This window comes from Aeromonas sp. R7-5 (assembly GCF_040908015.1).
GTDB classification, from domain to species: Bacteria; Pseudomonadota; Gammaproteobacteria; order Enterobacterales; family Aeromonadaceae; genus Aeromonas; species Aeromonas caviae.
Map to the genome: position 1 here is coordinate 37,722 of NZ_JBFOCZ010000035.1, position 22,519 is coordinate 60,240.

Consider the following 22,519-nt stretch of genomic DNA (forward strand, 5'->3'; position numbering starts at 1 on the left):
TTTTTTCTGAATATGGACTAATACTTGAATGTGAAATGAATTTTAATAAATGCATTATTTTCAGATGGTTAGTGTTGGGTGTATTGAATGCAGGCCATCTTCTCCAACGTGCACAGGGAGTGCAAGGTGAGAAACGATGCAGCTCAGGCAGGTGCCGGAATGATGATGTGGTTCATCAGCAGCAGCGCCTTTGCCAATGAGATCCGGTTCAACATGACGCGCGGGGCGACCGCCATCAGCCAGCAGGTCTATGACCTGCATATGACGATTTTCTATATCTGTTGCGTCATCGGTCTGCTCGTCTTCGGCATCATGTTCTGGTCCATCGTGCACCATCGAAAATCGCGCGGTGCCAAAGCCGCCCAGTTTCACGAAAGCACCCGCATCGAGTTGCTGTGGACGGCCATCCCCGTGTTGATACTGATCGCGATGGCGGCACCGGCAACCTCGACCCTGTTGAAGATGGAGGATACCTCCAAGGCCGATCTCACCGTCCTCGTCACGGGCTCGCAATGGAAATGGCATTACAAATACCTCGAGTATCCGGTGGCGTTTTATTCCCTGTTGGCGACCAGCAAACAGCAGATCTCCGGTGATGCCCCCAAGGGCGGCAATTATCTGCTGGAGGTGGATAACCCTCTGGTGTTGCCGGTCGGCAAGAAGATCCGTTTCCTGATGACCTCGGACGATGTCATCCACTCCTGGTGGGTTCCCGCCTTTGCCGTGAAAAAAGATGCCAATCCTGGCTACATCAACGAATCCTGGACGCGGATCGACAAGCCGGGCACCTATCGTGGGCAGTGTGCCGAGCTGTGCGGCAAGGATCACGGTTTCATGCCTGTGGTTGTGGTGGCCAAATCCGCAGAGGAGTTCGAGGCGTGGATTGCCAGGAAGGGAGACGAGCAGGCAACCGCCAAGGCACAGCAACAGGCGCAGGCAGCGGAGACCATGACGTTGCCACAAGCCATGGCGCTGGGGGAGAAAGTCTATCTGGGCCACTGTGCGGCCTGTCATCAGCCCGCGGGTTCCGGATTGCCCGGCATCTTCCCGGCGCTCAATGGCAGCAAGGTGACCACACAGGCGGAGCATCGTGCCCAGCATCTGGATACGGTGTTGCACGGCCGAAGTGGTACGGCGATGCAACCTTTTGGCAAACAGTTGACGGCGCAGGAACTGGCCGCCGTCATCACCTATGAACGTAATGCCTGGGATAACAAGACCGGTGACCTTGTGCAGCCAGCCGAGGTGCAGTCCCTTCTCAACCCGGCCAATCCGGACAAGGACAAGTGAGGCGTCGGCATGAGTGATGGAATCACGGATACCCCGCACAGCGAACATGTCCACCAGCCAGCGGCCGGTCTGAGGCGCTGGCTCTACACCACCAATCACAAGGACATCGGTACCCTCTATCTGTGCTTTGCCCTCACCATGTTCTTTACCGGTGGCGCCATGGCCATGGTGATCCGGGCAGAACTGTTCCAGCCCGGACTGCAACTGGTGGAACCCCTGTTTTTCAACCAGATGACCACAGTACACGGCCTCATCATGGTCTTTGGTGCCGTCATGCCCGCCTTCACCGGCCTCGCCAACTGGCTGATCCCCATCATGATTGGGGCCCCTGACATGGCGCTGCCCCGCATGAACAACTGGAGCTTCTGGATCCTACCGTTTGCTTTCCTCATCCTCCTGTCGAGCCTGTTTATGGAGGGAGGCGGCCCCAGTTCTGGCTGGACCTTCTATGCCCCCCTGTCTACCCAGTACAGCGGCAACAGCACGGCCCTGTTTGTCTTTGCCATTCACATCATGGGGATCTCCTCCATCATGGGGGCCATCAACGTCATCGTGACCATCTTCAACCTGCGGGCGCCGGGCATGGGCTGGATGGAGATGCCGCTGTTTGTCTGGACCTGGCTCATCACGGCGTTTCTGCTCATCGCTGTCATGCCGGTGCTGGCGGCTGCGGTGACCATGGTGCTGACGGACAAGTATTTCGGGACCAGTTTCTTCGATGCGGCAGGTGGGGGGGATCCTGTCCTGTTTCAGCACATTTTCTGGTTCTTCGGGCACCCGGAAGTCTACATCATGATATTGCCGGCTTTCGGCATCGTCTCCAGCATCATTCCGACCTTCTCCCGCAAGAAGCTGTTCGGTTATCGCTCCATGGTCTATGCCACCAGCAGCATCGCCTTGCTTTCCTTCATGGTCTGGGCTCACCACATGTTCACCACCGGATTGCCCGTGGTGGCGGAGCTGTTCTTCATGTACACCACCATGCTGATCGCGGTGCCGACAGGGGTAAAGGTGTTCAACTGGCTTGCCACCATGTGGCGTGGTTCTCTGACATTCGAGACCCCCATGCTGTTTGCCATCGCCTTCATCACCCTGTTCACCATTGGCGGTTTCTCCGGGCTGATGCTGGCCATGACGCCGGCTGATTTTCAGTATCACGACACCTATTTCGTAGTGGCCCATTTCCACTATGTGCTGGTGACCGGTGCCGTCTTCTCGATCCTGGCTGCGGCCTACTACTGGTTGCCGAAATGGACGGGGCACATGTATGACGAGCGGCTCGGCCAATGGCATTTCTGGTGTTCGCTCGTCTCGGTCAATGTGCTGTTTTTCCCCATGCATTTTGTCGGGTTGGCGGGCATGCCTCGCCGCATTCCCGATTACGCCCTGCAATTTGCCGACTTCAACATGCTGATCAGCCTGGGGGGCTTTGCCTTCGGCCTGTCCCAACTGCTGTTTGTCTGGGGCGTGGTCAAATGCATCAGAGGCGGAGCCAAGGCGAGCGATCGGGTATGGGAGGGGGCCGAGGGGCTGGAATGGACGCTCTCTTCTCCCCCTCCCTATCACAGTTTCCAGACTCCGCCGGATATCCGGTCGGAAGAGCGTTAGGGAGGTCATATGACCCAGGTCAGTCATGCCCCCTTGCTCAGAAAACTGGCTCTGGTCGTGCTCGTTATGTTTGGTTTTGCCTTTGCGCTGGTGCCGCTTTATGACGTCTTCTGCCGGATCACCGGCCTCAATGGCAAGACGTCTGATCAAGCGGCCAGTACGGAGCGGGCGGTGATCGACAGCAAGCGGAGCATCCAGATCGAGTTTCTTGCTCATGCGGATACCCGGATGCCGTGGGAGTTCAGCGGTGAGACGGCTCGGCTGTCGGTGCGGCCGGGGGAGGTGAAGATGGTCAACTTTCGGGTGTTCAATCCCACGGAGCGGACCATGGTGGGTCAGGCGGTCCCGTCGGTCTCTCCCGGTCCCGCCGCAGCCTATCTGAAGAAAGTGGAGTGTTTCTGTTTCAATCGCCAGGAGCTGAGGGCAGGGCAGCGCAAGCTGATGCCGCTCAAGTTCTATATCGATCCGGCACTACCGGACAGCATCAATACCATCACGCTTTCCTACTCGCTCTATGACATCACGGAGTCCGTACCTGCACCGGCACTCGCACAGAGGAAATGACCATGGCCAAGGTGAACCAGACCTATTATGTCCCGGACCAGAGTCGCTGGCCCATCATTGGTGCCATTGCACTGTTTTTCCTGGCGTTGGGGGCGGGACATCTGGTCAATGAAGTGGCGAGTGGGCAGACCGGTTTCGGCCGGTATCTGATGATGGCCGGTGTCGCCCTGCTGGCATTCATGTTGTTTGGCTGGTTCCGTCACATCATCCGGGAGTCCATGACCGGGCTCTACAGCGCCCAGATGGACAGATCCTTCAGGCAGGGCATGGTCTGGTTCATCTTCTCTGAAGTGATGTTCTTTCTGGCTTTTTTCGGAGTGCTGTTCTATGCCCGCCAGCTTGCGGTGCCCTGGCTGGATGGTGCGGGCCACAGGGTGATGACGGGCCAGCTGCTGTGGCCGGATTTCACCGCTCACTGGCCTCTGCTCAAGACACCCGGCGGGACCACGACCCAGGCCATGCCCTGGCAGGGGATCCCCCTCATCAATACCCTGATCCTGCTCGGCTCCTCCGTGACCCTGCTGTTTGCACACATGAGTCTGGAAAACGGCAGACGCATGCGGCTCAAGGGGATGTTGCTGGCAACCGTGGTGCTCGGGCTGACATTCCTGTGGTTTCAAGGCTATGAGTATCTGCATGCCTATCGGGATCTCGGGCTGCGGCTGGATTCCGGCATCTATGGCAATACCTTCTTCATTCTGACCGGGTTCCATGGACTGCACGTGCTGCTGGGCACCCTTTTCCTGACCATCATCTGGCTGCGAATCATGTTGAAGGATCATTTCACCCCACAGCGTCATTTCGCTTTCCAGGCTGCGGCCTGGTACTGGCACTTCGTCGATGTGGTCTGGCTCTGTCTGTTCGTCTTTGTCTACCTGCTTTGATGCCGTGCTCAGTAGGGGCGCGGGTTGGGCTCCAGCCAGCCCATCGCGAGAGAGAGCAGCAGTATGATGACCACCAGCAGGGAGAAGAAGACGCGCCGGCCCAGAGGTACCGACATCTTTTGCGTATTGCCTGCACTGAGCATCAGCCAGAGGGCGTGAAACAGCTGGCCGATGATGAGCAGCAGCATGAGTATCAGAACGACCTTGATCAACATCTTGGGATCCTCCTCGATATGCGCGATTCGGCTGCACGAGACAAGCGACGACCATGGCATCACAGACGCTGGTTCGTCTTGTTGTTCACTCTGGTGGTGACGGCCGGTTTGTGCAAGCTGGCGTTCTGGCAGTGGCAGCGCGGAATGGAAAAAACGGCCTGGCTGGCGCAGATGGCAAAGATGCAGCAGGCCGGGCCAAGGACATTGGCCCAGATCGACTGGCAACACCCGGAGTCACTGGATGGCCAGCCTCTGCAAGGGAAAGCCGAGTGGGTCAGCCCTTATGTCTGGTTGCTGGACAACCAGATCGTCAACGGGGAGGTTGGCTATGACGTGCTCATCCCGGTACGCGCAGAGGGGGGATCCTCACTGTTGCTGGTCAACCTGGGATGGGTGCCCGCACCATCCGACAGGTCGCAATTGCCCAATCCCGCCATCCCCGCCGCAATGACCCTTGAAGGTGTGCTGCGCATGGCTCCCGGCGGCTTCCTGCTGGGACAGAACATAGAACCAGGCCCCTACCCGAACCGGCTGCAATCCATCAGGGTCGAGACCCTGCGACAGGCAATCGGAGCCCCGCTTGCAGACGCCGTGTTGTATCAAAGACGAACCCCATTCCTCTATCACTACCAGCACAATGTCATGCCTCCTGAAAAACACCGGGCCTATGCGGTGCAATGGCTCGGCTTGGCGCTGGTGGTTCTGTCAGGGGGGGTCATGCTGACGAGGAGGTGCTCCCCATGAGCGGATGGCGACGCTGGCGGGTGCCAGCGCTCTTTGCTGTGGTGATCCTGCTGCCTGTGGTGCTGGCGGCTCTGACTCTTCACCAGGGCTGGTATGAACCCGGCACGCGCAGCAAGGGGCACTGGCTGCACCAGGAGATCTACCTGTTGCAACCGCTTCCTGCCCATCAGCACCAATGGCGACTGGTCTATCTGGTGGCCCCTCGCTGCGAGGGGCAATGCCGGCAGGTCCCTGTGCTGATGGCGCGCATCCAGGCTGCACTTGGCCGCAACCTGGACAAGCTGGAACTGGTCCAGTTGACGCCACCTCACGAGACAAACAGTGAAATGAGAGAGGGGGATATACTGCTGGTGGACGACCGCGGGCTGGCCATCTTGCGTTACGAGGTGCCCGGCAGTACGACGACCTGGCCGTTGCTTGGCAAGGCGGTACTGTCGGATCTGCAGCAACTGCTCAAGTATCAGCGTGGGGTGCAGTGACGATGCAGCCGACATGGGACTCGCATCTTCTGGTGACTGCACGGTCAACGAGGCGGCATATGAAGATGCACAAGAGGCTGGCCTCCGTGGCCATTGCGCTGGCAGTTCTTGTCATCGCGCTCGGTGCTTATACCCGGTTGACGGATGCCGGGCTGGCCTGCCCCGATTGGCCAGGTTGCTATGGTTCTCTGGCCATTCCCCGCGCCGAGCATGCGGAACTGGCGGCACAGCGCTATCCGGCCAGCCCGCTTGTTCCTCACAAGGCGCGCAGCGAGATGGTGCATCGCTACTTCGCCGGGGGGCTGGGAGGCGTGATTGTGCTCCTGTCCGGCTTGGGCTGGCGTACAGGCGGCCGACTGCGCCACCTCTCGCTCATCTTGCTGGTGCTGGTTGCGGGTCAGGCGGCACTGGGTATGTGGACGGTGACCCTGGCCCTGCATCCCCTGGTGGTGACCACTCATCTGCTGGGCGGCTTCGCCATCCTGACCTTGCTTTGGCTCTATCGGGCCGAATTGGCAGGTTGCCCTTCACCCCCGCCCGTACACCAGGGCGTTTACTGGCTTGGCAGCATGGCCTGTGGCGTGTTGCTGCTGCAGATCGCGCTGGGGGGCTGGACGTCGGCGAACTATGCGGCCATGGCGTGTGTGGAGTTTCCCTTGTGCCAGGGCAACTGGCAGGCAGAGCTGAATTGGGCGCAAGCCTTTCATCTCCCTCTGGGGCACGCCAGCTATGAGTTCGGCGTGCTGGGCAAGGAGGCGCGCCAGACCATTCACATCGCCCATCGCCTGGGAGCGCTGACTACGGCCTTGCTGGTGGGGGCTTTCGCCCTCGCGCTGCTCTGCCAGCGGACGCCCCTGAGAGGGTTTGGCTGGTTGTTGCTGGGTCTGCTGACCGTGCAGATTGCCTTGGGATTGGCGAACGTCCATCTGGCCCTGCCGCTGGCCAACGCCCTTGCACACAATCTGGTGGCCGCCCACCTGCTGGCCTGTTGTGTGCTGGCGCGCGTGAGCCTCTCTTTGCCTCATCACGACCCCTTGCGACCCCCTGGGATGGTCAGGAGCCGGACATGAATGGGAGAGGGCGGGTACAGCGCTTCGCCCTCCGCCGGGTGCACGATTATTGTCAGTTGACCAAACCAAAGGTGGTCGCCCTGCTGCTCCTGACCGCCTGGGTGGGCATGCTGCTGGCCGAGCCGACACGCGCCTCTCTGGACGAGATGATACTGGGCCTGGCGGGGATTGGACTGCTCGCTGCCGGGGCGGCGGCCATGAACCATTCTCTGGAGTACGGCATTGATGCCCGGATGCGCAGAACGCGCTGGCGCCCGGTCGCCATGGGACGGATCACGCCGGGGCAGGCGATGAGTTTCGCGATCTGTCTGGCACTGTCGGGTTTTGTTCTGCTCCATTGGGGCGTAAATCCCCTGACTGCCTGGCTAACCCTGGCCAGCCTGTTCGGCTATGCGGTCGTCTATACCCTGCTGCTGAAGCGGGCCACGCCGCAGAATATCGTCATCGGCGGATTGGCGGGAGCCATGCCACCGCTCTTGGGTTGGACCAGCATCACGGGGCAGCTTTCGGCCGAGCCCTGGCTGCTGGTGATGATCATTTTTACCTGGACGCCGCCCCATTTCTGGTCTTTGGCCATCCACCGGCGTGATGACTATGCCGGTGCCGACATTCCCATGCTGCCGGTCACCCACGGCACCGATTTCACCAAGACCGCCATCCTGCTCTATCTGCTGATCCTGACGCTCGTCTGTCTGCTGCCCTATCTGATCGGCATGTCGGGGCTTGTCTACCTGGTCGGCAGCCTTGGGTTGAACCTCGGATTCTGCTGGCATGGTTGGCTGTTGAAGTACGGGGATCGGCCCGGCCAGGCGATGCGCATCTTCCGTTTCTCCATCTATCACCTGATGCTGCTGTTTGGTCTGCTTATTCTGGATCACCACTGGCTGTGGCGGTTGTCATGACGTTGATGCGGGTCGAGGTCGGGTGAATGGTGACGCTGCGTCGGTGCACAGCAGGGATGCACAGACCTGATGCAAAACAAGATGGCCCCTTGGGGCCATCTTGTTTTCAGGGGGACGGAGTGGAGCCTAGAGCTTGACCATGATATGGCGCGGTACCGTGTAGTCCTCCAGCGCGTAGAGGGAGAGATCCTTGCCGTAGCCGGACATCTTCATGCCGCCGTGGGGCATCTCGGAGGTGAGCATGAAGTGGGTGTTGATCCAGGTGCAGCCGTACTGCAGGTGGCTGGCCACCTTGCTGGCAAGGCTCAGATCCTTGGTCCAGACCGAGCTGGCGAGGCCGTAGTCCGAGTCGTTGGCCCACTGCACCACCTGCTCGGCGTCGCTGAAGCGGGTCACCGACACCACCGGGCCGAACACCTCGCGGCGCACGATTTCATCCTCCTGGCGGGCATGGGCGATCAGGGTCGGCTCGAAGAAGAAGCCGTTGCCTGGGCGGATCTTGCCCCCCGCCGTCACCTCCACGTGGCCGCTGCTCTGGGCCCGCTCCACGAAGCTGGCCACCCGGTTGCGCTGCCGATCCGAGATGAGCGGCCCCATCTCCACCCCCTCCTCGCGCGGACCGCCCACCTTGATGGAGGCCACCGCCTCGGTCATGGCGGCGACGAATTTGTCGTAGATCTTGCCCTGGGCATAGATGCGGCAGGCCGCGGTGCAATCCTGGCCGGCGTTGTAGAAGCCGAAGGTGCGAATGCCGGCCACCACGGCCTCCAAGTCTGCATCGTCAAAGATGATGACCGGCGCCTTGCCGCCAAGCTCCAGATGGGTGCGCTTCATGGTGCGGGCGGCGCTCTGCAGGATCTTCTGGCCGGTGGCGATGTCACCGGTGAGCGACACCATGCGCACCAGCGGGTGCTCCACCAGCGGTGCCCCCACGCTCTCGCCCCGGCCGCAGACGATGTTGATGACGCCGCGGGGGAAGAGCTCGCTGGCGAGCTCCGCCAGGCGCAGGGCGGTGAGCGGGGTCTGTTCGGAGGGCTTGAGCACCACCGTATTGCCGGCGGCGAGCACCGGGGCCATCTTCCAAGCCGCCATCATCAACGGATAGTTCCAGGGGGCGATACTGCCCACCACCCCGATGGGGTCGCGGCGGATCATGCTGGTGTGCCCCTCGATGTACTCCCCCGCCAGTGGCCCCTGCAGGCAGCGGGCGGCGCCGGCGAAGAAGCGGAAGCAGTCCACTACCGCCGGCAGCTCGTCATTGAGCACCGCCAGATAGGGCTTGCCGCAGTTGAGGGATTCGAGGGCCGCAAACTCCTCGGCGTGGCGCTCGATGGCATCGGCCAGGCGCAGCAGCAGGGTACTGCGGCTCGCCGGGGTGGTGCGGCTCCACTGGGCGAAGGCGCGCTGGGCGCCGTTCACCGCCCGGTTCACCTGCTCGAACGAGGCTTCTGGCACGGAGGCTATGAGCTCCCCGGTGGCCGGGTTGAGGATGGGCTCGGCCTGGCCGTCACCGGTGACGAACTGACCGTCTATCAAAAGTTGGGTAGAGAGTTTCATGGTTGCATCCTTGCGCACGCGTTGAGTCGTTATTTGCCACTGCCGGCAACGTCCTGGCCGTCGCGGGTGAGATAGTAGGCAAGCAGAATGGGAATGGTGGTGAAGGCCACTATGATGAGCGCCACCACGTTAGTGACCGGCCTGTCCCGTGGCCGGATCAGCTCCTGATACATCCATATCGGCAGCGTGGTCTGCTGGCCAGCGGTGAAGGTGGTGACGATCACCTCGTCAAAGCTCAGGGCAAACGCCAGCATGCCCCCCGCCAGCAGTGCCGTGGCGAGGTTGGGCAGGATCACGTAGCGCAGGGTCTGGAAGCCGTCGGCACCGAGATCCATCGACGCCTCGATGAGGCTCTGGTTGGTGCGGCGAAAGCGCGCCAGGGCATTGTTGTAGACCACCACCACGCAGAAGGTGGCGTGACCGATGACGATGGTCCAGAAGCTGAAAGGGATCTCCATCACCCCGTAGGCGGAGCGCAGCGCGATGCCGGTGACGATGCCGGGCAGGGCGATGGGCAGTACCAGCAACAGCGATACCACCTCCTGGCCGAAGAAGCGGCTGCGGGCGATGGCCCCCGCCGCCAGGGTGCCGAGCACCATGGCGGCCAGCGTCGCCAGCCCCGCTACCTCCAGCGATAGCTGGATGGCGCGCCATACGTCAGGGCGGTTGAGGGTCACCTCGAACCACTTGAGGGTGAGCCCGGGCGGTGGGAACTGATAGCTCTTGCTCTCGCTGGTGAAGGCGTAGAGGAAGATGAACAGGATCGGGAAGTGCAGGAACAAGAGGCCGCCGATGGCCGCGTACTTGAGCAGGCCGGAAGGCTGGCTGCCATGATCCCGTTTCATGGGCTGATTAGAGTGCATCGAAGGCCCCCAGGCGTTTCGCGATGGTCAGGTAGATGGCGATGATGAGGATCGGCACCAGCGAGAAGGCGGCAGCGAAGGGCAGGTTGCCCGCCGTGCCCTGCTGCATGTAGACCACCTGACCTATGTACATGGTGGAGTTGCCTATGATGCCGGGGATGATGTAGTCCCCCAGCGTCAGGGAGAAGGTGAAGATGGAGCCCGCCACCACGCCGGGCAGGGCCAGCGGCAGGATCAGGGTGCGAAAGGTCTGGGCCGGGGTGGCGCCGAGATCGCCGCTCGCCTCCAGCAAGGAGCGCGGGATCCGCTCCACCGCCGCCTGGATAGGCAGGATCATGAAGGGCAGCCAGACGTAGACGAACACGATGAAGGTGCCGATGCGCGAGAACGACAGCGACGGCCCCCCGATCACCGGCAGCGAGAGGATGGCGTCCAGCAGCCAGTCCAGTCCCAGAGTGTCTGCCAGCCAGCTGATGACCCCCTCCTTGGCCAGGATCAGCTTCCAGGCGTAGACCCGCACCAGATAGCTGGACCAGAGCGGCAGCATGATCCCCACATAGAACAGCGCCCGGGTCTTGCCACTGGTGTAGCGCGCCATGTAGTAGGCCACCGGAAAACCGAGCAGGGCGCAGGCCAGGGTCACCAGCAGCGACATGCCGACGGTGCGCAGGATCACGTCCAGGTTCTCAGCCCGCAGCAGGGCGACGAAGTTCTGCAGCCCCAGGTCGTGGCGGATCTGGCCGCTGAACTCGTCCAGTCCGAAGAAGGCGTTGGAGAGCAGCATCAGCAGGGAGCCGACATAGATGATGCCGAGCCAGAGCAGCGGTGGCCCCAGCAGGATGGCAAGCAGCAGGCCTGGCCGCCCGTAGAGCAGGGTGGAGAGGCGCCGCAGCGGCCGATAGGAGAGGGGGGCGGTGGGTTGGCTCATGGCAAGGCTCGCACTGTGGGGGGCACTCATGGTTGAGCTCCCTGAGGGGCGGTGTGCAGGCGATGGATCGCCTGCTCCGGCCAGCTGAGGCTGACCCGGGCGCCACGGGGCAGGCGGGCCTGGCCCTCGTTGGGGTGGTTGACGATAAGCTCGAGCTGCTCGCCGAGATCGACCCGGTAGCGCACGAAGGGGCCGAGGTACTCCACTTCGCGCACTTCCCCGGACCAGCCCGGTGTGCCGGCCTCGGTGAGCCGGATCCGCTCCGGGCGCACCATCATCTGGTGAGCATCGCCGCACAGACGGCGGGCCTGCTCCCCCTCGAACAGGTTGACTGTGCCGACGAAGCGGGCGACGAAAGGGGTGGCGGGGGCGTCGTAGATGGTATCCGGCGCGGCTATCTGCTCGATCTTGCCCTGATTGAAGATGCAGATGCGGTCGCTCATGGAGAGCGCCTCCTGCTGGTCGTGGGTGACGAAGATGAAGGTGATGCCGAGCTGGCGCTGCAAGGCTTTCAGTTCGAGCTGCATCTGCTCGCGCAGCTTGAGGTCGAGCGCCCCGAGCGGTTCGTCCAGCAGCAGGATGCGCGGCTGGTTGATCAGCGCTCGGGCGATGGCGATGCGCTGGCGCTGGCCGCCGGAGAGCTGGCCCGGCTTGCGGTTGCCGACGCCGGGCAGGCGCACCAGTTCCAGCATCTCGTCCACCTTGCGGTAACGCTCCGCCTTGGCGACGCCCTTGAGCATCAGGCCGTAGCCGATGTTGTCGCGCACATCCATGTTGGGAAACAGGGCGTAGTCCTGAAACACGGTATTGAGGTTGCGATCGTAGGGGGGCACGGTGGAGCAGGGCTCGCCGAACAGCCGGATCTCCCCCTTGCTCGGGTATTCGAAGCCCGCGATCATCCGCAGGCAGGTAGTCTTGCCGGAACCGCTCGGCCCCAGCAGGGTGAAAAACTCGCCGGCCGGGATCTGGAAGGAGATGTCGTCGACCGCCTTCACCTCGCCATAGTGGCGGCTGACCCGGTCAAATTGTACGGCATTCATGGGACGTCCTTGTCTGTGTGGGAAGCGGGCCGGACTCCTGTCCGGCCCCATATCGGCATTTACTGAGGCACCTCAGCGGCCACCCAGGATGGCGATATAGTCCGAGACCCAGCGGTAGTAGGGCACGCAGGTTCCCTGGCTCTTGCACTGGGAGACAGGGGTACGCCAGAAGTGAACCCGATCGAAGTTGTCGATGCCGTTGGTCTTGCACCCCTCTTTCCCGAGCAGGGCATTGCCCTCGCAGGCGGCCGGCACCACGGGCACGGAGCCGAACCAGGAGGCGAGATCCCCCTGCAACTTGTTGTTGAGGGAGTGCTCCAGCCATTTGTAGGCACAGGTGAGGTTCTTCGCCTCGCTGTGCACCATGCTGGTATCGGCCCAGCCGGTGACGCCCTCCTTGGGCACCGTCGTGGCGATAGGCTGCTTGTCGGCGATCAGGGTATTGGCCTGGAACGGCCAGGAGCCGGAGGCCACCACCCCCTCGTTCTTGAAGTCGTCGATCTGGACGAAGGCATCGTGCCAGTAGCGTCCCACCAGCTTGCGCTGCTGGCGCAGGAGGTCGAGGGCGGCCTTGTACTGATCCTCGTTCAGCTCATAGGGATCCTTGATGCCGAGCGCGGGCTGGTGGCTCATCAGATAGAGGGCGGCATCGGCGATGTGAATGGGGCCGTCGAACGCCTGCACCCGACCCTTGTTGGACTTGCCGTCCGGCAGGGTCTGTTCCTCGAACACCACGCTCCAGGAGTCGGGCGCCTTGGGGAACACCTTGGTGTTGTACATCAAGATGTTGCCGCCCCACTGGTAGGGCACGCCGTAGTGCTTGCCGTCTACCGTGTGCCAGGGGGCATTCTGCAGGCGGGGGTCTATCTTGCCGTAGCTCGGGATGAGCGCCAGGTTGAGTGCCTGCACCTTGCCACCGGCAATCAGACGCAGGCTGGCGTCGCCGGAGGCGGTCACCAGATCGAAGCCCCCCTCGTTCATCAGCGCCACCATCTCGTCCGAGGTGGCGGCCGTCTTGACGTTGACCTTGCAGCCGGTCTCTTTTTCGAAGCCGGTGACCCAGTCGTAGTTCTTGTCGGTCTCGCCGCGTTCCACGTAGCCGGCCCAGGCCACGATGTTGAGCTGGCCTTCACCCTTGCCGAGGGTGGTGGGGGCAGCCTGGACCTGGCCTGCCAGCAGGGCGGGGATCAGGGCCAGGGTGAGGGGGGTCAGTTTCATCTTGCTCTCCTTGCATGGGCGGGCACGGTTGTGGTGCCACGCGGACAATTAACATCCTGTTAACCAGCCATGAGCGTAGGAGAAGCCGGGAGCAATGAGAATTTCAATTTTTAACGGCTTTTGTATCTGTAAAATCGATATCGAGTGCATATGAATCTGATTTTTTTGCCGGAGTCACGGCTGTTCAGGCTCAGTCCTAGCGGGGGAGGTGCTGGCGGGCCCGTAGCCGGCTCTGGTCTCTGGCGATGTCGATGAACTCGCGTGCGGCCCAGTCAAGGCGCGAGCCGCGCCGCCACACCAGACCGATGTCGATGGCGGGGATGGGCTCCTTGATGGCGCGGGCCTCGACCCGCTCCTGCTCCAGGGACCAGGGACGGTAGGCAAAGTCCGGCAGCAGGGCGAGCCCGAGCTGGCTCGCCACCAGGCTGCGCACCGCTTCCACCGAGGCGGTACGCAGCACGATGCGCGGCGCGATACCGTAGCGGCGCAGGCCGCCGCCGATGATCTGGTCCAGCTGGTCGGCGGTCAGCGAGATCATGGGCTCCTCGCCGAGCGCCTTGAGGGAGAGGGTCGACTCGGCGCAGAGGGGGTGGTTGGCGGCGAGCCAGACCCGCAGCGGCGAGCGGGTCAGCAGCTCGGTATCGAACGCCTCCTGGCGGATGGTGCGGTTGGTCATCAGGATCCCCACATCCACCTCGCCGTTGACGATCTGGTGTTCGAGATAGGGCTGCTCATCCTCCTTCACCTCGATCTGTACCGCCGGGAAGGCGCGGCGAAAGCGGCCGAGGGCCTCCGACAGGTAGTAGCCAGCAACCAGGGTGGTTACGCCTATGGTAAGCCGCCCCTGATCCTGCTGGGCTACCGCCTTGAGGGACTGGCTGGCTTCGGTCATGGCGCTTAGGATGCGACGGGCGTGCAGCAGAAACTGGTGGCCCTGGGTGGTGAGGCTGACCCCGCGCGGATTGCGCTCGAACAGGGCGGCGCCGAGCTCGGTCTCCAGCTCGCGGATGGCGCTGGTGACCGCCGACTGGGAGATGTGCAGCTCGGCGGCTGCGCGGCTCACCGAGAAGCTGTCGGCCACCGCCACGAAATAGCGGATCTGGCGAAAGGTGAAGTTCATCTGGGCGTCCTGCCACGTGCGATCAAGGTGAGTGCCAGCTTAACCTCGAATCATACCCAGACAAAAGGCGCCGTGATGGCGCCTTTGTCGTTGTTTTTACGGAAATTAGCGGGCTGTCACCGCCTCTGTGACCGGTACACGGTTCACTCCCTTGCCCAGATAGGCGAGGGTGATGGTCACAATGATGCAGGTGAAGCTGAGCCACATGTAGGGCAGGTAGTCGAGGGTCGCTACCCCGAGGACCCCGGCCATGAAGATGCCGTTGTCGCTCCAGGGCACCATGCCGCAGGTGAGGGTGCCGCCAAACTCGGCGTTGCGAGAGAGGTTCTTGCGCGCAAGCCCCAGCCGGTCGTAGTTCTTGGCCATGATCTTGGGGGTCAGGATCAGCGATACATACATGGCGGAACCGAACACGTTGGCCAGGAAGGCGGTGCCGATGGTGTGGCTGGTCAGGCTGCCGGCGCTGTTGATGCGCTTCTCGAAGGCGCTGGCGATGACGGAGAGGATGCCGACCTTCTCCAGCAGACCGCCGAAGCCCAAGCCGAAGATGATGACGGCCACTGAGCCCAGCATGGACTCCATGCCGCCACGGCCCAGGATGTTGTCGATGAAATCGACGCCTGAGGTGATGGCAAACGGGCTGTAGGCGGAGTGCATCGCCTTCACCGGATCCATGTCCTGGAAGACGATGGCCCAGACAAGACCCAGCAAGGCGCCGAAGCTGATCACCGGGAAGGCGGGCTTGCGGTTGGCCAACAGGCCCAGCACCAGCACCACGGGCACTATGGCCATGGGGGTGATGTTGAACTGCTTGTCGAGGGCGTCCATCACCAGATTGACCTGCTCCAGGCTGACGTTGCCGGAGTACTGCATGCCGACCACGGTGAACAGGGCGGCGGTGATGACGTAGGAGAACAGGCTGATGGGCAGCATCCCCTTGATGTGTTCCATCACGTCGACGTTGGACATGGTCGAGGCCAGCACCACGGAGTCGGAGAGCGGGGAGAGCTTGTCACCGAAGTAGACGCCGGAGAGCACGGCACCGGCTACCAGCGGCGCGGGTACCCCCAGGCTGTGGCCTATACCCATCATGGCGATGCCGGCGGTGGCCGCCGAGCCCCATGAGGTGCCGGTGGCCAGCGAGGTGAGAGAGCAGATGATCAGGGTCGCCAGCAGGAAGATGGAGGGGTGTATCACCTTGAGGCCGAAGTAGATGATGCTGGGGACGATGCCGCCGGCAATCCAGGTGCCCACCAGGGCACCGACGGAGATCAGTATCAGGATGGCCCCCATCCCCTTGGCGACGCCGTCGACTGCCGCCTGTTCCAGGGATTTGTAATCATGGCCGAGCTTGATGCCGAGTCCCATGATGACGAACCAGGCGATGAACAGTGCCAGCTGGATTGGCAGATCCAGCACGCTGGTGAAGGAGAAGGCCAGGGCCAGGAAAATGGCCAGGCAGGCAAATACTTGCGACATGCCCGGCAATCGGATGTGGTGTTGTTGGTTTTGCATAGACGCTCCCTAAACTCTTGCTCGCCAAGGTCAGCCCCTCTCGTCCTGCGGATGCGTCGATCCCGAGAGGCTTACCAAAAGAGGGCGCAATCTACCATAAAGCGGAGGTGTAAAATCCCCGCTCATTCAGCAAAACAGCTTTAAAATTTTAAAATCCCACAAAATAGTTGATCTGAACGGCATTTTTCACTGTTCAATCGACACCGTTTGATAGCCGGAGATCCATAGGCAAGTTCGATTGCAGATGACAACACCAAAGATGATAATGGTTATCATTAATCTTTTTCGGACCAATGCCAATGAACTGGATAGCACGCGCTCTGATCTTGGCCGCCCTTCTGGCGGTGCTGGTCTGGGGTCAGGAGAAGGAATACGGGTTCTGGAGCCTGGGGTTCTTGCTGGCTGCCTGGGTCATGCTGGAACCCAGGCTGAGACCGGTGTTGATCCTGCTGCCGGTTGCGGGAATGACAGGGGTCGTCACTCTGCTCTGGCAGCAGGGTTGGCATTAAGCCTGGCGAGTGGGGACGGCCTGGATCTTGTCGTAGGCCTGGCGCAGGGAGGCGATGACCTTCTTCTCCATCTCGCTGCGTTCGGCGTCTGTCGTGAAGTAGATCATGTCGACATCGTGGCGGATATAGTGGGAAGGAAGCTGGTTGAGTGTCAGGCAGCAGAGGTCTGCCAGCTGATAGGGGGTCAATGTTCGAGCCAACCCCTGTTTTTCTATCTCCTTGAGCACCAGATGCTCATAGAAGTTGTGAATATCGGTATCCAGGATCATGGGAAAACCCCCGTGGTGGCGTAGCATCTTCAACAGCATAGCCATGGGGCATGAAAACACAAAAGGCCCGTTACTCTCGTAACGGGCCTTTGCAGAATGATGGTGCGAAGAGAGGGACTCGAACCCTCACATCCGTGGGACACTAACACCTGAAGCTAGCGCGTCTACCAATTCCGCCACCTTCGCACACTGATTTTCTCCAGCTGGTTTTTAAATGCGGTTGGAGCGCATTTTCTGTGTTTTACATGCCAGAAGCATGGTGCGAAGAGAGGGACTCGAACCCTCACACCCGGGGGGCACTAACACCTGAAGCTAGCGCGTCTACCAATTCCGCCACCTTCGCACATCGGGTTATCAGTCTGGATTTACATGCTGTCTGATAAAAGCATGGTGCGAAGAGAGGGACTCGAACCCTCACACCCGGGGGGCACTAACACCTGAAGCTAGCGCGTCTACCAATTCCGCCACCTTCGCACATCGGGTTATCAGTCTGAATTTACATGCCGTCTGATAAGAGCATGTTGCAGTATGGTGCGAAGAGAGGGACTCGAACCCTCACATCCGTGGGACACTAACACCTGAAGCTAGCGCGTCTACCAATTCCGCCACCTTCGCATCACTGCGGTGGGGGATTCTATAGAGTTTTGGGGGGGCGTCAACAGCCAAAGGGGACTTTTTTCGCTGTTGACGGATAAAGGCGTGCCAAGGGCACAAAACTTCAGCAATCGGCGTCAGACGGTGGCCAGCGCATCCTGATACATCTGTTCGTACAGGATGACGGAGTCTGCCCAGTCGAAGCGGGTGTTCATGGCGTGGCGCTGCACACGGGCAAAACGTGCCGGCTCCTGCAGATAATGGAGCAGGCTGCGGCGCATGGCATCGAGCAAGGTGCTGGCAGTGGGATCGTTGAAGCAGAAACCGGTCGCATTCGCCGGGTCAGCATCCCAGTCCACGACGGTATCTTTCAATCCGCCGACGGCCCGCACCAGGGGCAGGGTGCCATAGGCCAGACTGTACATCTGGTTGAGCCCGCATGGCTCGAACAGAGAAGGCATCAGGAAGAAGTCGGCGCCAGCCTCCACTAGGTGGGCCAGACGGTCGTCATAGGCATTGATGAAGGCAAACTTGTCGGGATGCTGCTGGGCAATGCATTGCAACTGGGCGGCGAGAGAGGGATCACCGGAGCCCACAATTACCACCTGGACCTGATGCTGCAAGAACTTGTCCAGCGCCGGGATGAGCAGGTGTACTCCTTTCTGCTCGGTCAGTCGACACACCATGCCATAGATGGGGAGGTTGCCGACGGGGAGCCCCGTCTCCTGCTGCAGGATGCGCTTGCAGGTGTGTTTGCCATCCAGGTTGTCGGCATCATAGGTGGCGGGCAACAGAGGATCGAAGGCGGGATCCCAGTCCTGATAGTCACAGCCGTTGAGGATGCCACGCAGGTCAGCTGCCCGCTGCTGGAATACGCTGGCCATGCCGTGAGCGCCCAGGTGTGTCAGCAGCTCGCTGGCGTAGTTGGGGCTGACCGCATTGATCTTGTCTGCGTAGAGCACACCGCACTTGAGCAGATTGATGTGACCATAGTCGTAGTTGATGCGCTGCTCGTAGTCGTGGATTTCCGGCACGGCCCAGAACTGCTGGCGATCGAACACGCCCTGAAAGGCCGCGTTGTGAATGCTGATGACCGACCGGGTGCGCTGGAAGAAGGGGTTGTGGGCATGACGGGTTTTCAGCAGCAGCGGCAGCAGACCGGTGTGCCAGTCGTTGCAGTGGGCGATGTCGGGAGCGAAACCCAGCTGTTCGCACGCATGCAGGGCCGCCGCGGCCAGAAAGGCAAAGCGTTCACCGTTGTCGGGATAGGCCTGGTTGTTCTCGGCATAGAGCTGGGGGCGGTCGAAATAGTGCGGGCAATCGAGCAGATAGACGCAGATCCCGTCCAGTTCCAGCTGATGGATGCGATAGCTGATATCACTGCGATCCTGGGGGGTGGGGAGCCAGCGCGAGGCGAGGAGGGTGGCCTCGTCCCGGCGCTTGATGGTCTTGTAGAAGGGCATAATGATGCGCACATCGTGCCCCTGACGGGCGAGATGCTGCGGCAGGGCCTTGGCCACATCTGCCAGGCCCCCGGTCTTCACCAGCCCCTCAACCTCCGAGGCTACAAACAGGATTTTCAGTGGGTTAATAGCCAACTCTTGCTCCCTTAGGTACCACGACGATACCGCCTTCGGATACGGTAAACCGCTCTCTGTCATGGTCCAGATTCTCACCGATCACGGTGCCGGGTGCAATTTCAACGTTTTTGTCGATGATGGCGCGGCGAATGGAGCAACCTTCGCCGATTTTCACATCCCCCAGCAGCACGGATTCACTGATGTGGCTGCAGGGGCCTATGTTGCAGCGAAATCCCAGTATGGATCGCTGGATCTGGCTGCCCTGAATGAAGCAGCCACCGGAGATCAGGGAGTTGGCGATCTTGACCTTGCAGTCGTCGGTATCGATGAAGGTGGCGGGGGGCAGGGGCGGGTAATGAGTGTGCAGCGGCCACTTGCGATTGTAGAGAGAGAAGGGGGCATCGTCGGCCACCAGGTCCATGTGTGCCTGCCAGTAAGAGTCGAGCGTCCCCACATCGCGCCAGTAGACGTTGGGCTTCTCGCCCGGGATCACGTTGGTGCTGTAGTCGTAGACATAGACGGGGGCACGGGGGAACAGGCTGGGAATGATGTCCTTGCCGAAATCGTGACTGGAGTTCTCCTCGGCGGCATCCCGCTTGAGCTCCCGATAGAGGGCCTCGGTCTCGAAGATGTAGTTGCCCATGGAGACCAGGGCCTGTGTGGGGTCGCCGGGGATGTGTTTCGGGTGACGGGGCTTTTCTTCAAAGCCAATCATGCGCCCTTCCTGATCCACCTCGATCACCCCGAAGGCGCTTGCTTCCTCGATGGGCATGCGCAGTGCCGCGACGGTCAGGGCGGCCGCTTTCTGCTTGTGGAAGCTCACCATCTGGCTCACGTCCATCTTGTAGATGTGATCGGAGCCGAAGATGCAGACGTGCTCGGGGTCGGAGATCTCGATGAAGCGCAGGTTCTGGTAAATGGCGTCTGCGGTGCCGTCATACCAGCGTTTGCCCATTCGCATCTGGGCCGGAATGGGGTCGATGAAGCGATCCGTGATGCCGACGATGTTCCAGCCCTTCTTCATGTGCAGATAAAGGGACTGGGACTTGAACTGGGTGAGTACATAGATGCGCAGGAAGTCGGCGTTGACGAAGTTGTTGAGCACGAAGTCGATCAACCGGTAACTGCCGCCAAAGGGTACGGAGGGTTTGCTGCGGGTGGTGGTCAGCGGTTGCAGTCGGGTACCTTCACCGCCTGCCAGTATCATGGTGAGTATGCCTGCCATCGTCGTTCTCTCCCTGAGATCATGATGTTGAAAAGGTTTTCATGTTGCTGCGAAAAAACACCCCTAAAGGGGTGGTAAACGTTTTCTTGGTACCTTAGCAGATCCCGTCTGGCACTCTCTACTTGTTTTATTACAACCGTTGCACTTCTTTAAGCTTTGCTCAGATACACCTTGAATTTGGCATCGCCCGCGATCACCTCGGTCTGTTTGAAGTGCGCATCCAGTATAGGCTGGTATCGCAGGAAGGCATTGGCGACTATGGTCAGGGCGCCATTTGCAGTCAGGTACTCAGGTGCCTTTGCCAGGAAGGTTTCGGTGGCGGCGTAGAAGGTCTTGAGCCCGGCATGGAAGGGGGGATTCGAGATAATCTGTTGGAATGTTTCGGCAATGTCGGAATAGACATCGGAGGCATGAACACGTCCCCTCAGACCGTTGACCGCCAGGGTTCGGCGGCTGGACTCCAGTGCCAGGGCATTGATATCCACCATGGTGACGGCCAGGGCCGGGTTGCGCTTGGCCAGCACGGAACCGATGACGCCGGCGCCGCAGCCAAAGTCGAGTAGCTTGCCCGTCACGGGGGGGAGGCTCGCCAGCAGCATCTGGGTGCCGAGATCCAGGCCGTCTGCACTGAAGACCCCGGGCAGGGCCATGACAGTCAGGGTGGTGTCGCCCGCCTGGCACTCATAGCGACTGAACCAGGCGTCCAGCTCGAAGGGGACGATCGGTTTGTCGAGCGTGCCGTGGTAGAGAGAGCAGCGGCGCGCAGAGTCGCGCTTGATCGGTTTCTCGCCATAAGGTGCCAGCAGCTTGTCTGCCCCGTTGATGCCGCCCCGGTTCTCGCCGGCGAGGAACAGGTCGGCCCCGCTTTCGAGCAGCGGCGTCATCATGGCCAGCAGGTATTGCGCCTCGGCCTTGGCCTTGGGCATCAGCAGCAGCAGGGCATCGAATCGGGGGGCGCCACCCAGCTGGTGATCGAACAGGATGGCGTCTCCCAGAACGGCCTGCTGGGTGCGGTAATAGCAGTAATCCGTGGTGAAGACGGTCAGGCTTTGTGCCAGCTCGGCCAGTTGACGAGGATAATCATCCTCCAGGGCACCGCACACCAACAGCCGCTTGCCGACAAAGAGGGCTTGGTTACGTTCCAGCATCTGACTGACGGCACTGACAGGACGGCTCATTGGGTCTCTCCACGCATTTTTGGGCGGCCATTATACATGGCCGCTTTCGCCTTGACATTTATGCCGTGTTCCCGAAATATGCCCAGACGCCTTATTTACCCAGAGATGATGCAATGCGGTCATGCGTATCGAAACGAAAGCATAAACACAGCCTGACAATCGGGCCTGCTGGCGTGCGCGCGTAACCTCTCATCCCTGAGACGATTCAAGCCCCGGTAGCGACTCCCGTACCGGGGCTTTTTATTGACCAATCCATCTGTTTAGGAGAAGGAAATCCCATGTTTCAAGGTTCGATAGTTGCCCTGATCACCCCATTTCGACAGGGCCAGCTGGACGAGGCCGCACTGGCTCGCCTGGTGGAGTGGCACATAGAGCAGGGAACCCATGGCATAGTGCCGGTCGGCACGACCGGGGAGAGCCCGACCCTGACCCACGATGAGCATTGCCGCGTGGTGGAGCTGGTGGTCAAGCTGGTGGCCAGGCGCATTCCCGTGATCGCAGGTGCAGGCTCCAACAACCCGGTTGAAGCCATTGAATACACCCGCTATGCCGAGCAGATGGGGGCGGATGCCACCCTGCATGTGGCCGGTTACTACAACCGCCCCAATCAGGAAGGGCTCTACCACCACTTCAAGGCGGTGCACGACGCCACCACCAAACCCATCATCGTCTACAACATTCCGCCCCGCGCCATCGTTGACGTGCAGCCGGCGACCCTGGCCCGTCTGGCCGAGTTGCCGCGCATTGCCGGCGTGAAGGATGCCACCGGTGATCTGGCCCGCCCCTGGGTTGAACGCCAGCTCATCAAGAAGCCGTTTGCCTGGCTCTCCGGTGAAGATGCCACCGCCGTGGCCTACAACATCGGTGGTGGCCAGGGTTGCATCTCGGTGACGGCCAACGTGGCCCCCAAGCTGGTGGCCGAGGTGCAGAACTTGGCGCTGGCCGGTGAGTGGCAAGCTGCCCGCGAATTGCAGGACAAGCTCATTCCGCTGCACCAGGCCATGTTCGCCGAGCCGAGCCCCGCAGGGGCCAAGTATGCGGTCTCCCTGCTGGGTCTGTGCAGCGAAGAGTGCCGTCTGCCGGTGATGCCGCTCTCCGAGGCCACCCGCGAGCGCATCCGCAGTGCCATGCAGGCATTGAATCTGTTGTAAAAACTGGGCTCTGGAT

General features: G+C 61.1%; 21 protein-coding genes, 4 tRNA genes and 1 pseudogene. 10 read left to right on the forward strand and 16 right to left on the reverse strand.

What is annotated here, in order from left to right; all coding sequences use genetic code 11:
* Positions 1-159: 159 nt before the first annotated feature.
* From coxB to AB5Y53_RS20045, 4 genes are read left to right on the forward strand one after another with little or no spacing between them, the layout of a single operon-like run.
* Entirely contained in the window at positions 160-1,290 is a 1,131-nt protein-coding gene (gene coxB / locus AB5Y53_RS20030) for a cytochrome c oxidase subunit II (RefSeq protein ID WP_233463043.1), read from the forward strand.
* A gap of 9 nt (positions 1,291-1,299) precedes the next feature.
* Positions 1,300-2,898, forward strand: coding sequence for a cytochrome c oxidase subunit I (gene ctaD, locus AB5Y53_RS20035; protein WP_041211746.1), 1,599 nt, complete (start codon positions 1,300-1,302; stop codon positions 2,896-2,898).
* Between the two features lie 9 nt (positions 2,899-2,907).
* On the forward strand, positions 2,908-3,462 hold the full coding sequence (locus tag AB5Y53_RS20040; RefSeq protein WP_368183029.1) for a cytochrome c oxidase assembly protein: 555 nt from the start codon (positions 2,908-2,910) through the stop codon (positions 3,460-3,462).
* Between the two features lie 2 nt (positions 3,463-3,464).
* Complete coding sequence (locus AB5Y53_RS20045) at positions 3,465-4,346, forward strand: cytochrome c oxidase subunit 3 (RefSeq protein ID WP_368183031.1); 882 nt, start codon at positions 3,465-3,467, stop codon at positions 4,344-4,346.
* 8 nt (positions 4,347-4,354) lie between these two features.
* Here the strand turns inward: AB5Y53_RS20045 and AB5Y53_RS20050 are convergent, their stop codons facing one another.
* The gene (locus AB5Y53_RS20050; RefSeq protein ID WP_043152873.1) at positions 4,355-4,561 is read right to left on the reverse strand and encodes a DUF2909 family protein; all 207 of its coding nucleotides are present in this window, start codon (positions 4,559-4,561) and stop codon (positions 4,355-4,357) included.
* Between the two features lie 78 nt (positions 4,562-4,639).
* Between AB5Y53_RS20050 and AB5Y53_RS20055 the strand changes: the two genes are divergently transcribed.
* Genes AB5Y53_RS20055 through cyoE form a run of 4 tightly spaced genes read left to right on the forward strand, consistent with a single transcriptional unit; the run spans position 4,640 to position 7,756 of the window.
* Positions 4,640-5,305, forward strand: a complete 666-nt coding sequence (locus AB5Y53_RS20055) for an SURF1 family protein (protein WP_223302514.1) — start codon at positions 4,640-4,642, stop codon at positions 5,303-5,305.
* Positions 5,302-5,784: a hypothetical protein gene (locus AB5Y53_RS20060; RefSeq protein WP_201888124.1), complete on the forward strand. Its 483-nt coding sequence runs from the start codon at positions 5,302-5,304 to the stop codon at positions 5,782-5,784. Before AB5Y53_RS20055 ends, AB5Y53_RS20060 begins: the two co-directional genes overlap by 4 nt.
* Positions 5,785-5,843: 59 nt before the next feature.
* Positions 5,844-6,854: a heme A synthase gene (locus AB5Y53_RS20065; RefSeq protein ID WP_368183033.1), complete on the forward strand. Its 1,011-nt coding sequence runs from the start codon at positions 5,844-5,846 to the stop codon at positions 6,852-6,854.
* Positions 6,851-7,756, forward strand: coding sequence for a heme o synthase (cyoE, locus tag AB5Y53_RS20070; protein WP_368183035.1), 906 nt, complete (start codon positions 6,851-6,853; stop codon positions 7,754-7,756). Before AB5Y53_RS20065 ends, cyoE begins: the two co-directional genes overlap by 4 nt.
* Positions 7,757-7,882: 126 nt before the next feature.
* Here cyoE and AB5Y53_RS20075 read toward each other — a convergent pair whose 3' ends face one another.
* The 7 genes from AB5Y53_RS20075 to nhaC form a co-directional block, all read right to left on the reverse strand.
* Complete coding sequence (locus tag AB5Y53_RS20075) at positions 7,883-9,313, reverse strand: gamma-aminobutyraldehyde dehydrogenase (RefSeq protein WP_045522106.1); 1,431 nt, start codon at positions 9,311-9,313, stop codon at positions 7,883-7,885.
* Between the two features lie 29 nt (positions 9,314-9,342).
* Positions 9,343-10,158 (reverse strand): ABC transporter permease, encoded by an 816-nt coding sequence (locus tag AB5Y53_RS20080; RefSeq protein WP_019840685.1) that lies wholly within the window; start codon positions 10,156-10,158, stop codon positions 9,343-9,345.
* A 7-nt stretch (positions 10,159-10,165) separates the two neighbouring features.
* Entirely contained in the window at positions 10,166-11,134 is a 969-nt protein-coding gene (locus AB5Y53_RS20085) for an ABC transporter permease (RefSeq protein ID WP_336591397.1), read from the reverse strand.
* Positions 11,131-12,144 carry an ABC transporter ATP-binding protein gene (locus AB5Y53_RS20090; RefSeq protein ID WP_368183038.1) on the reverse strand — a complete coding sequence of 338 codons (1,014 nt, stop codon included), beginning with the start codon at positions 12,142-12,144 and terminating at the stop codon, positions 11,131-11,133. The genes AB5Y53_RS20085 and AB5Y53_RS20090 overlap by 4 nt, the downstream gene beginning before the upstream one ends.
* 72 nt (positions 12,145-12,216) lie before the next feature.
* Positions 12,217-13,362, reverse strand: coding sequence for an ABC transporter substrate-binding protein (locus AB5Y53_RS20095; RefSeq protein WP_319860121.1), 1,146 nt, complete (start codon positions 13,360-13,362; stop codon positions 12,217-12,219).
* 196 nt (positions 13,363-13,558) lie between these two features.
* The gene (locus AB5Y53_RS20100) at positions 13,559-14,482 is read right to left on the reverse strand and encodes a LysR family transcriptional regulator (RefSeq protein WP_010675760.1); all 924 of its coding nucleotides are present in this window, start codon (positions 14,480-14,482) and stop codon (positions 13,559-13,561) included.
* A 105-nt stretch (positions 14,483-14,587) separates the two neighbouring features.
* On the reverse strand, positions 14,588-15,997 hold the full coding sequence (gene nhaC, locus AB5Y53_RS20105; RefSeq protein WP_045522095.1) for a Na+/H+ antiporter NhaC: 1,410 nt from the start codon (positions 15,995-15,997) through the stop codon (positions 14,588-14,590).
* 299 nt (positions 15,998-16,296) lie between these two features.
* Here nhaC and AB5Y53_RS20110 point away from each other — a divergent pair, with 299 nt between their 5' ends.
* On the forward strand, positions 16,297-16,506 hold the full coding sequence (locus AB5Y53_RS20110; RefSeq protein ID WP_043152850.1) for a hypothetical protein: 210 nt from the start codon (positions 16,297-16,299) through the stop codon (positions 16,504-16,506).
* Here AB5Y53_RS20110 and AB5Y53_RS20115 read toward each other — a convergent pair.
* From AB5Y53_RS20115 to rsmC, 8 genes and pseudogenes are all read right to left on the reverse strand, one after another.
* Positions 16,503-16,775, reverse strand: a complete 273-nt coding sequence (locus tag AB5Y53_RS20115; protein WP_029314828.1) for a late competence development ComFB family protein — start codon at positions 16,773-16,775, stop codon at positions 16,503-16,505. The genes AB5Y53_RS20110 and AB5Y53_RS20115 overlap by 4 nt on opposite strands.
* A gap of 100 nt (positions 16,776-16,875) precedes the next feature.
* Positions 16,876-16,961 (reverse strand) — tRNA-Leu (locus tag AB5Y53_RS20120).
* A gap of 71 nt (positions 16,962-17,032) precedes the next feature.
* Positions 17,033-17,118: transfer RNA gene (locus tag AB5Y53_RS20125), tRNA-Leu, on the reverse strand.
* A 45-nt stretch (positions 17,119-17,163) separates the two neighbouring features.
* A tRNA-Leu gene (locus AB5Y53_RS20130) sits at positions 17,164-17,249 on the reverse strand.
* A 55-nt stretch (positions 17,250-17,304) separates the two neighbouring features.
* Positions 17,305-17,390: transfer RNA gene (locus AB5Y53_RS20135), tRNA-Leu, on the reverse strand.
* A gap of 116 nt (positions 17,391-17,506) precedes the next feature.
* Positions 17,507-18,967, reverse strand: a complete 1,461-nt coding sequence (glgA, locus tag AB5Y53_RS20140; RefSeq protein WP_368183040.1) for a glycogen synthase GlgA — start codon at positions 18,965-18,967, stop codon at positions 17,507-17,509.
* A pseudogene (glgC, locus tag AB5Y53_RS20145) lies at positions 18,957-20,177 on the reverse strand (glucose-1-phosphate adenylyltransferase); the annotation flags it as partial. The gene glgA and the pseudogene glgC, both read right to left, overlap by 11 nt.
* A 146-nt stretch (positions 20,178-20,323) precedes the next feature.
* On the reverse strand, positions 20,324-21,352 hold the full coding sequence (gene rsmC, locus AB5Y53_RS20150; RefSeq protein WP_368183041.1) for a 16S rRNA (guanine(1207)-N(2))-methyltransferase RsmC: 1,029 nt from the start codon (positions 21,350-21,352) through the stop codon (positions 20,324-20,326).
* Positions 21,353-21,630: 278 nt separating this feature from the next.
* On the opposite strand from rsmC, the gene dapA reads away from it, so the two are divergent.
* Complete coding sequence (dapA, locus tag AB5Y53_RS20155; RefSeq protein ID WP_368183042.1) at positions 21,631-22,503, forward strand: 4-hydroxy-tetrahydrodipicolinate synthase; 873 nt, start codon at positions 21,631-21,633, stop codon at positions 22,501-22,503.
* The last annotated feature ends 16 nt before the right edge of the window (positions 22,504-22,519 follow it).

Bases quoted from the DNA above. Each gene is read 5' to 3' on its own strand.
- coxB (WP_233463043.1), top strand. From the start codon at position 160: ATGATGATGTGGTTCATCAGCAGCAGCGCCTTTGCCAATGAGATCCGG.
- AB5Y53_RS20100 (WP_010675760.1), bottom strand. From the start codon at position 14,482: ATGAACTTCACCTTTCGCCAGATCCGCTATTTCGTGGCGGTGGCCGAC.
- AB5Y53_RS20075 (WP_045522106.1), bottom strand. From the start codon at position 9,313: ATGAAACTCTCTACCCAACTTTTGATAGACGGTCAGTTCGTCACCGGT.
- cyoE (WP_368183035.1), top strand. From the start codon at position 6,851: ATGAATGGGAGAGGGCGGGTACAGCGCTTCGCCCTCCGCCGGGTGCAC.
- ctaD (WP_041211746.1), top strand. From the start codon at position 1,300: ATGAGTGATGGAATCACGGATACCCCGCACAGCGAACATGTCCACCAG.
- AB5Y53_RS20065 (WP_368183033.1), top strand. From the start codon at position 5,844: ATGAAGATGCACAAGAGGCTGGCCTCCGTGGCCATTGCGCTGGCAGTT.
- AB5Y53_RS20045 (WP_368183031.1), top strand. From the start codon at position 3,465: ATGGCCAAGGTGAACCAGACCTATTATGTCCCGGACCAGAGTCGCTGG.
- AB5Y53_RS20060 (WP_201888124.1), top strand. From the start codon at position 5,302: ATGAGCGGATGGCGACGCTGGCGGGTGCCAGCGCTCTTTGCTGTGGTG.
- AB5Y53_RS20085 (WP_336591397.1), bottom strand. From the start codon at position 11,134: ATGAGTGCCCCCCACAGTGCGAGCCTTGCCATGAGCCAACCCACCGCC.
- AB5Y53_RS20080 (WP_019840685.1), bottom strand. From the start codon at position 10,158: ATGAAACGGGATCATGGCAGCCAGCCTTCCGGCCTGCTCAAGTACGCG.
- AB5Y53_RS20110 (WP_043152850.1), top strand. From the start codon at position 16,297: ATGAACTGGATAGCACGCGCTCTGATCTTGGCCGCCCTTCTGGCGGTG.
- nhaC (WP_045522095.1), bottom strand. From the start codon at position 15,997: ATGCAAAACCAACAACACCACATCCGATTGCCGGGCATGTCGCAAGTA.
- rsmC (WP_368183041.1), bottom strand. From the start codon at position 21,352: ATGAGCCGTCCTGTCAGTGCCGTCAGTCAGATGCTGGAACGTAACCAA.
- AB5Y53_RS20095 (WP_319860121.1), bottom strand. From the start codon at position 13,362: ATGAAACTGACCCCCCTCACCCTGGCCCTGATCCCCGCCCTGCTGGCA.
- AB5Y53_RS20115 (WP_029314828.1), bottom strand. From the start codon at position 16,775: ATGATCCTGGATACCGATATTCACAACTTCTATGAGCATCTGGTGCTC.
- AB5Y53_RS20040 (WP_368183029.1), top strand. From the start codon at position 2,908: ATGACCCAGGTCAGTCATGCCCCCTTGCTCAGAAAACTGGCTCTGGTC.
- AB5Y53_RS20090 (WP_368183038.1), bottom strand. From the start codon at position 12,144: ATGAATGCCGTACAATTTGACCGGGTCAGCCGCCACTATGGCGAGGTG.
- AB5Y53_RS20050 (WP_043152873.1), bottom strand. From the start codon at position 4,561: ATGTTGATCAAGGTCGTTCTGATACTCATGCTGCTGCTCATCATCGGC.
- dapA (WP_368183042.1), top strand. From the start codon at position 21,631: ATGTTTCAAGGTTCGATAGTTGCCCTGATCACCCCATTTCGACAGGGC.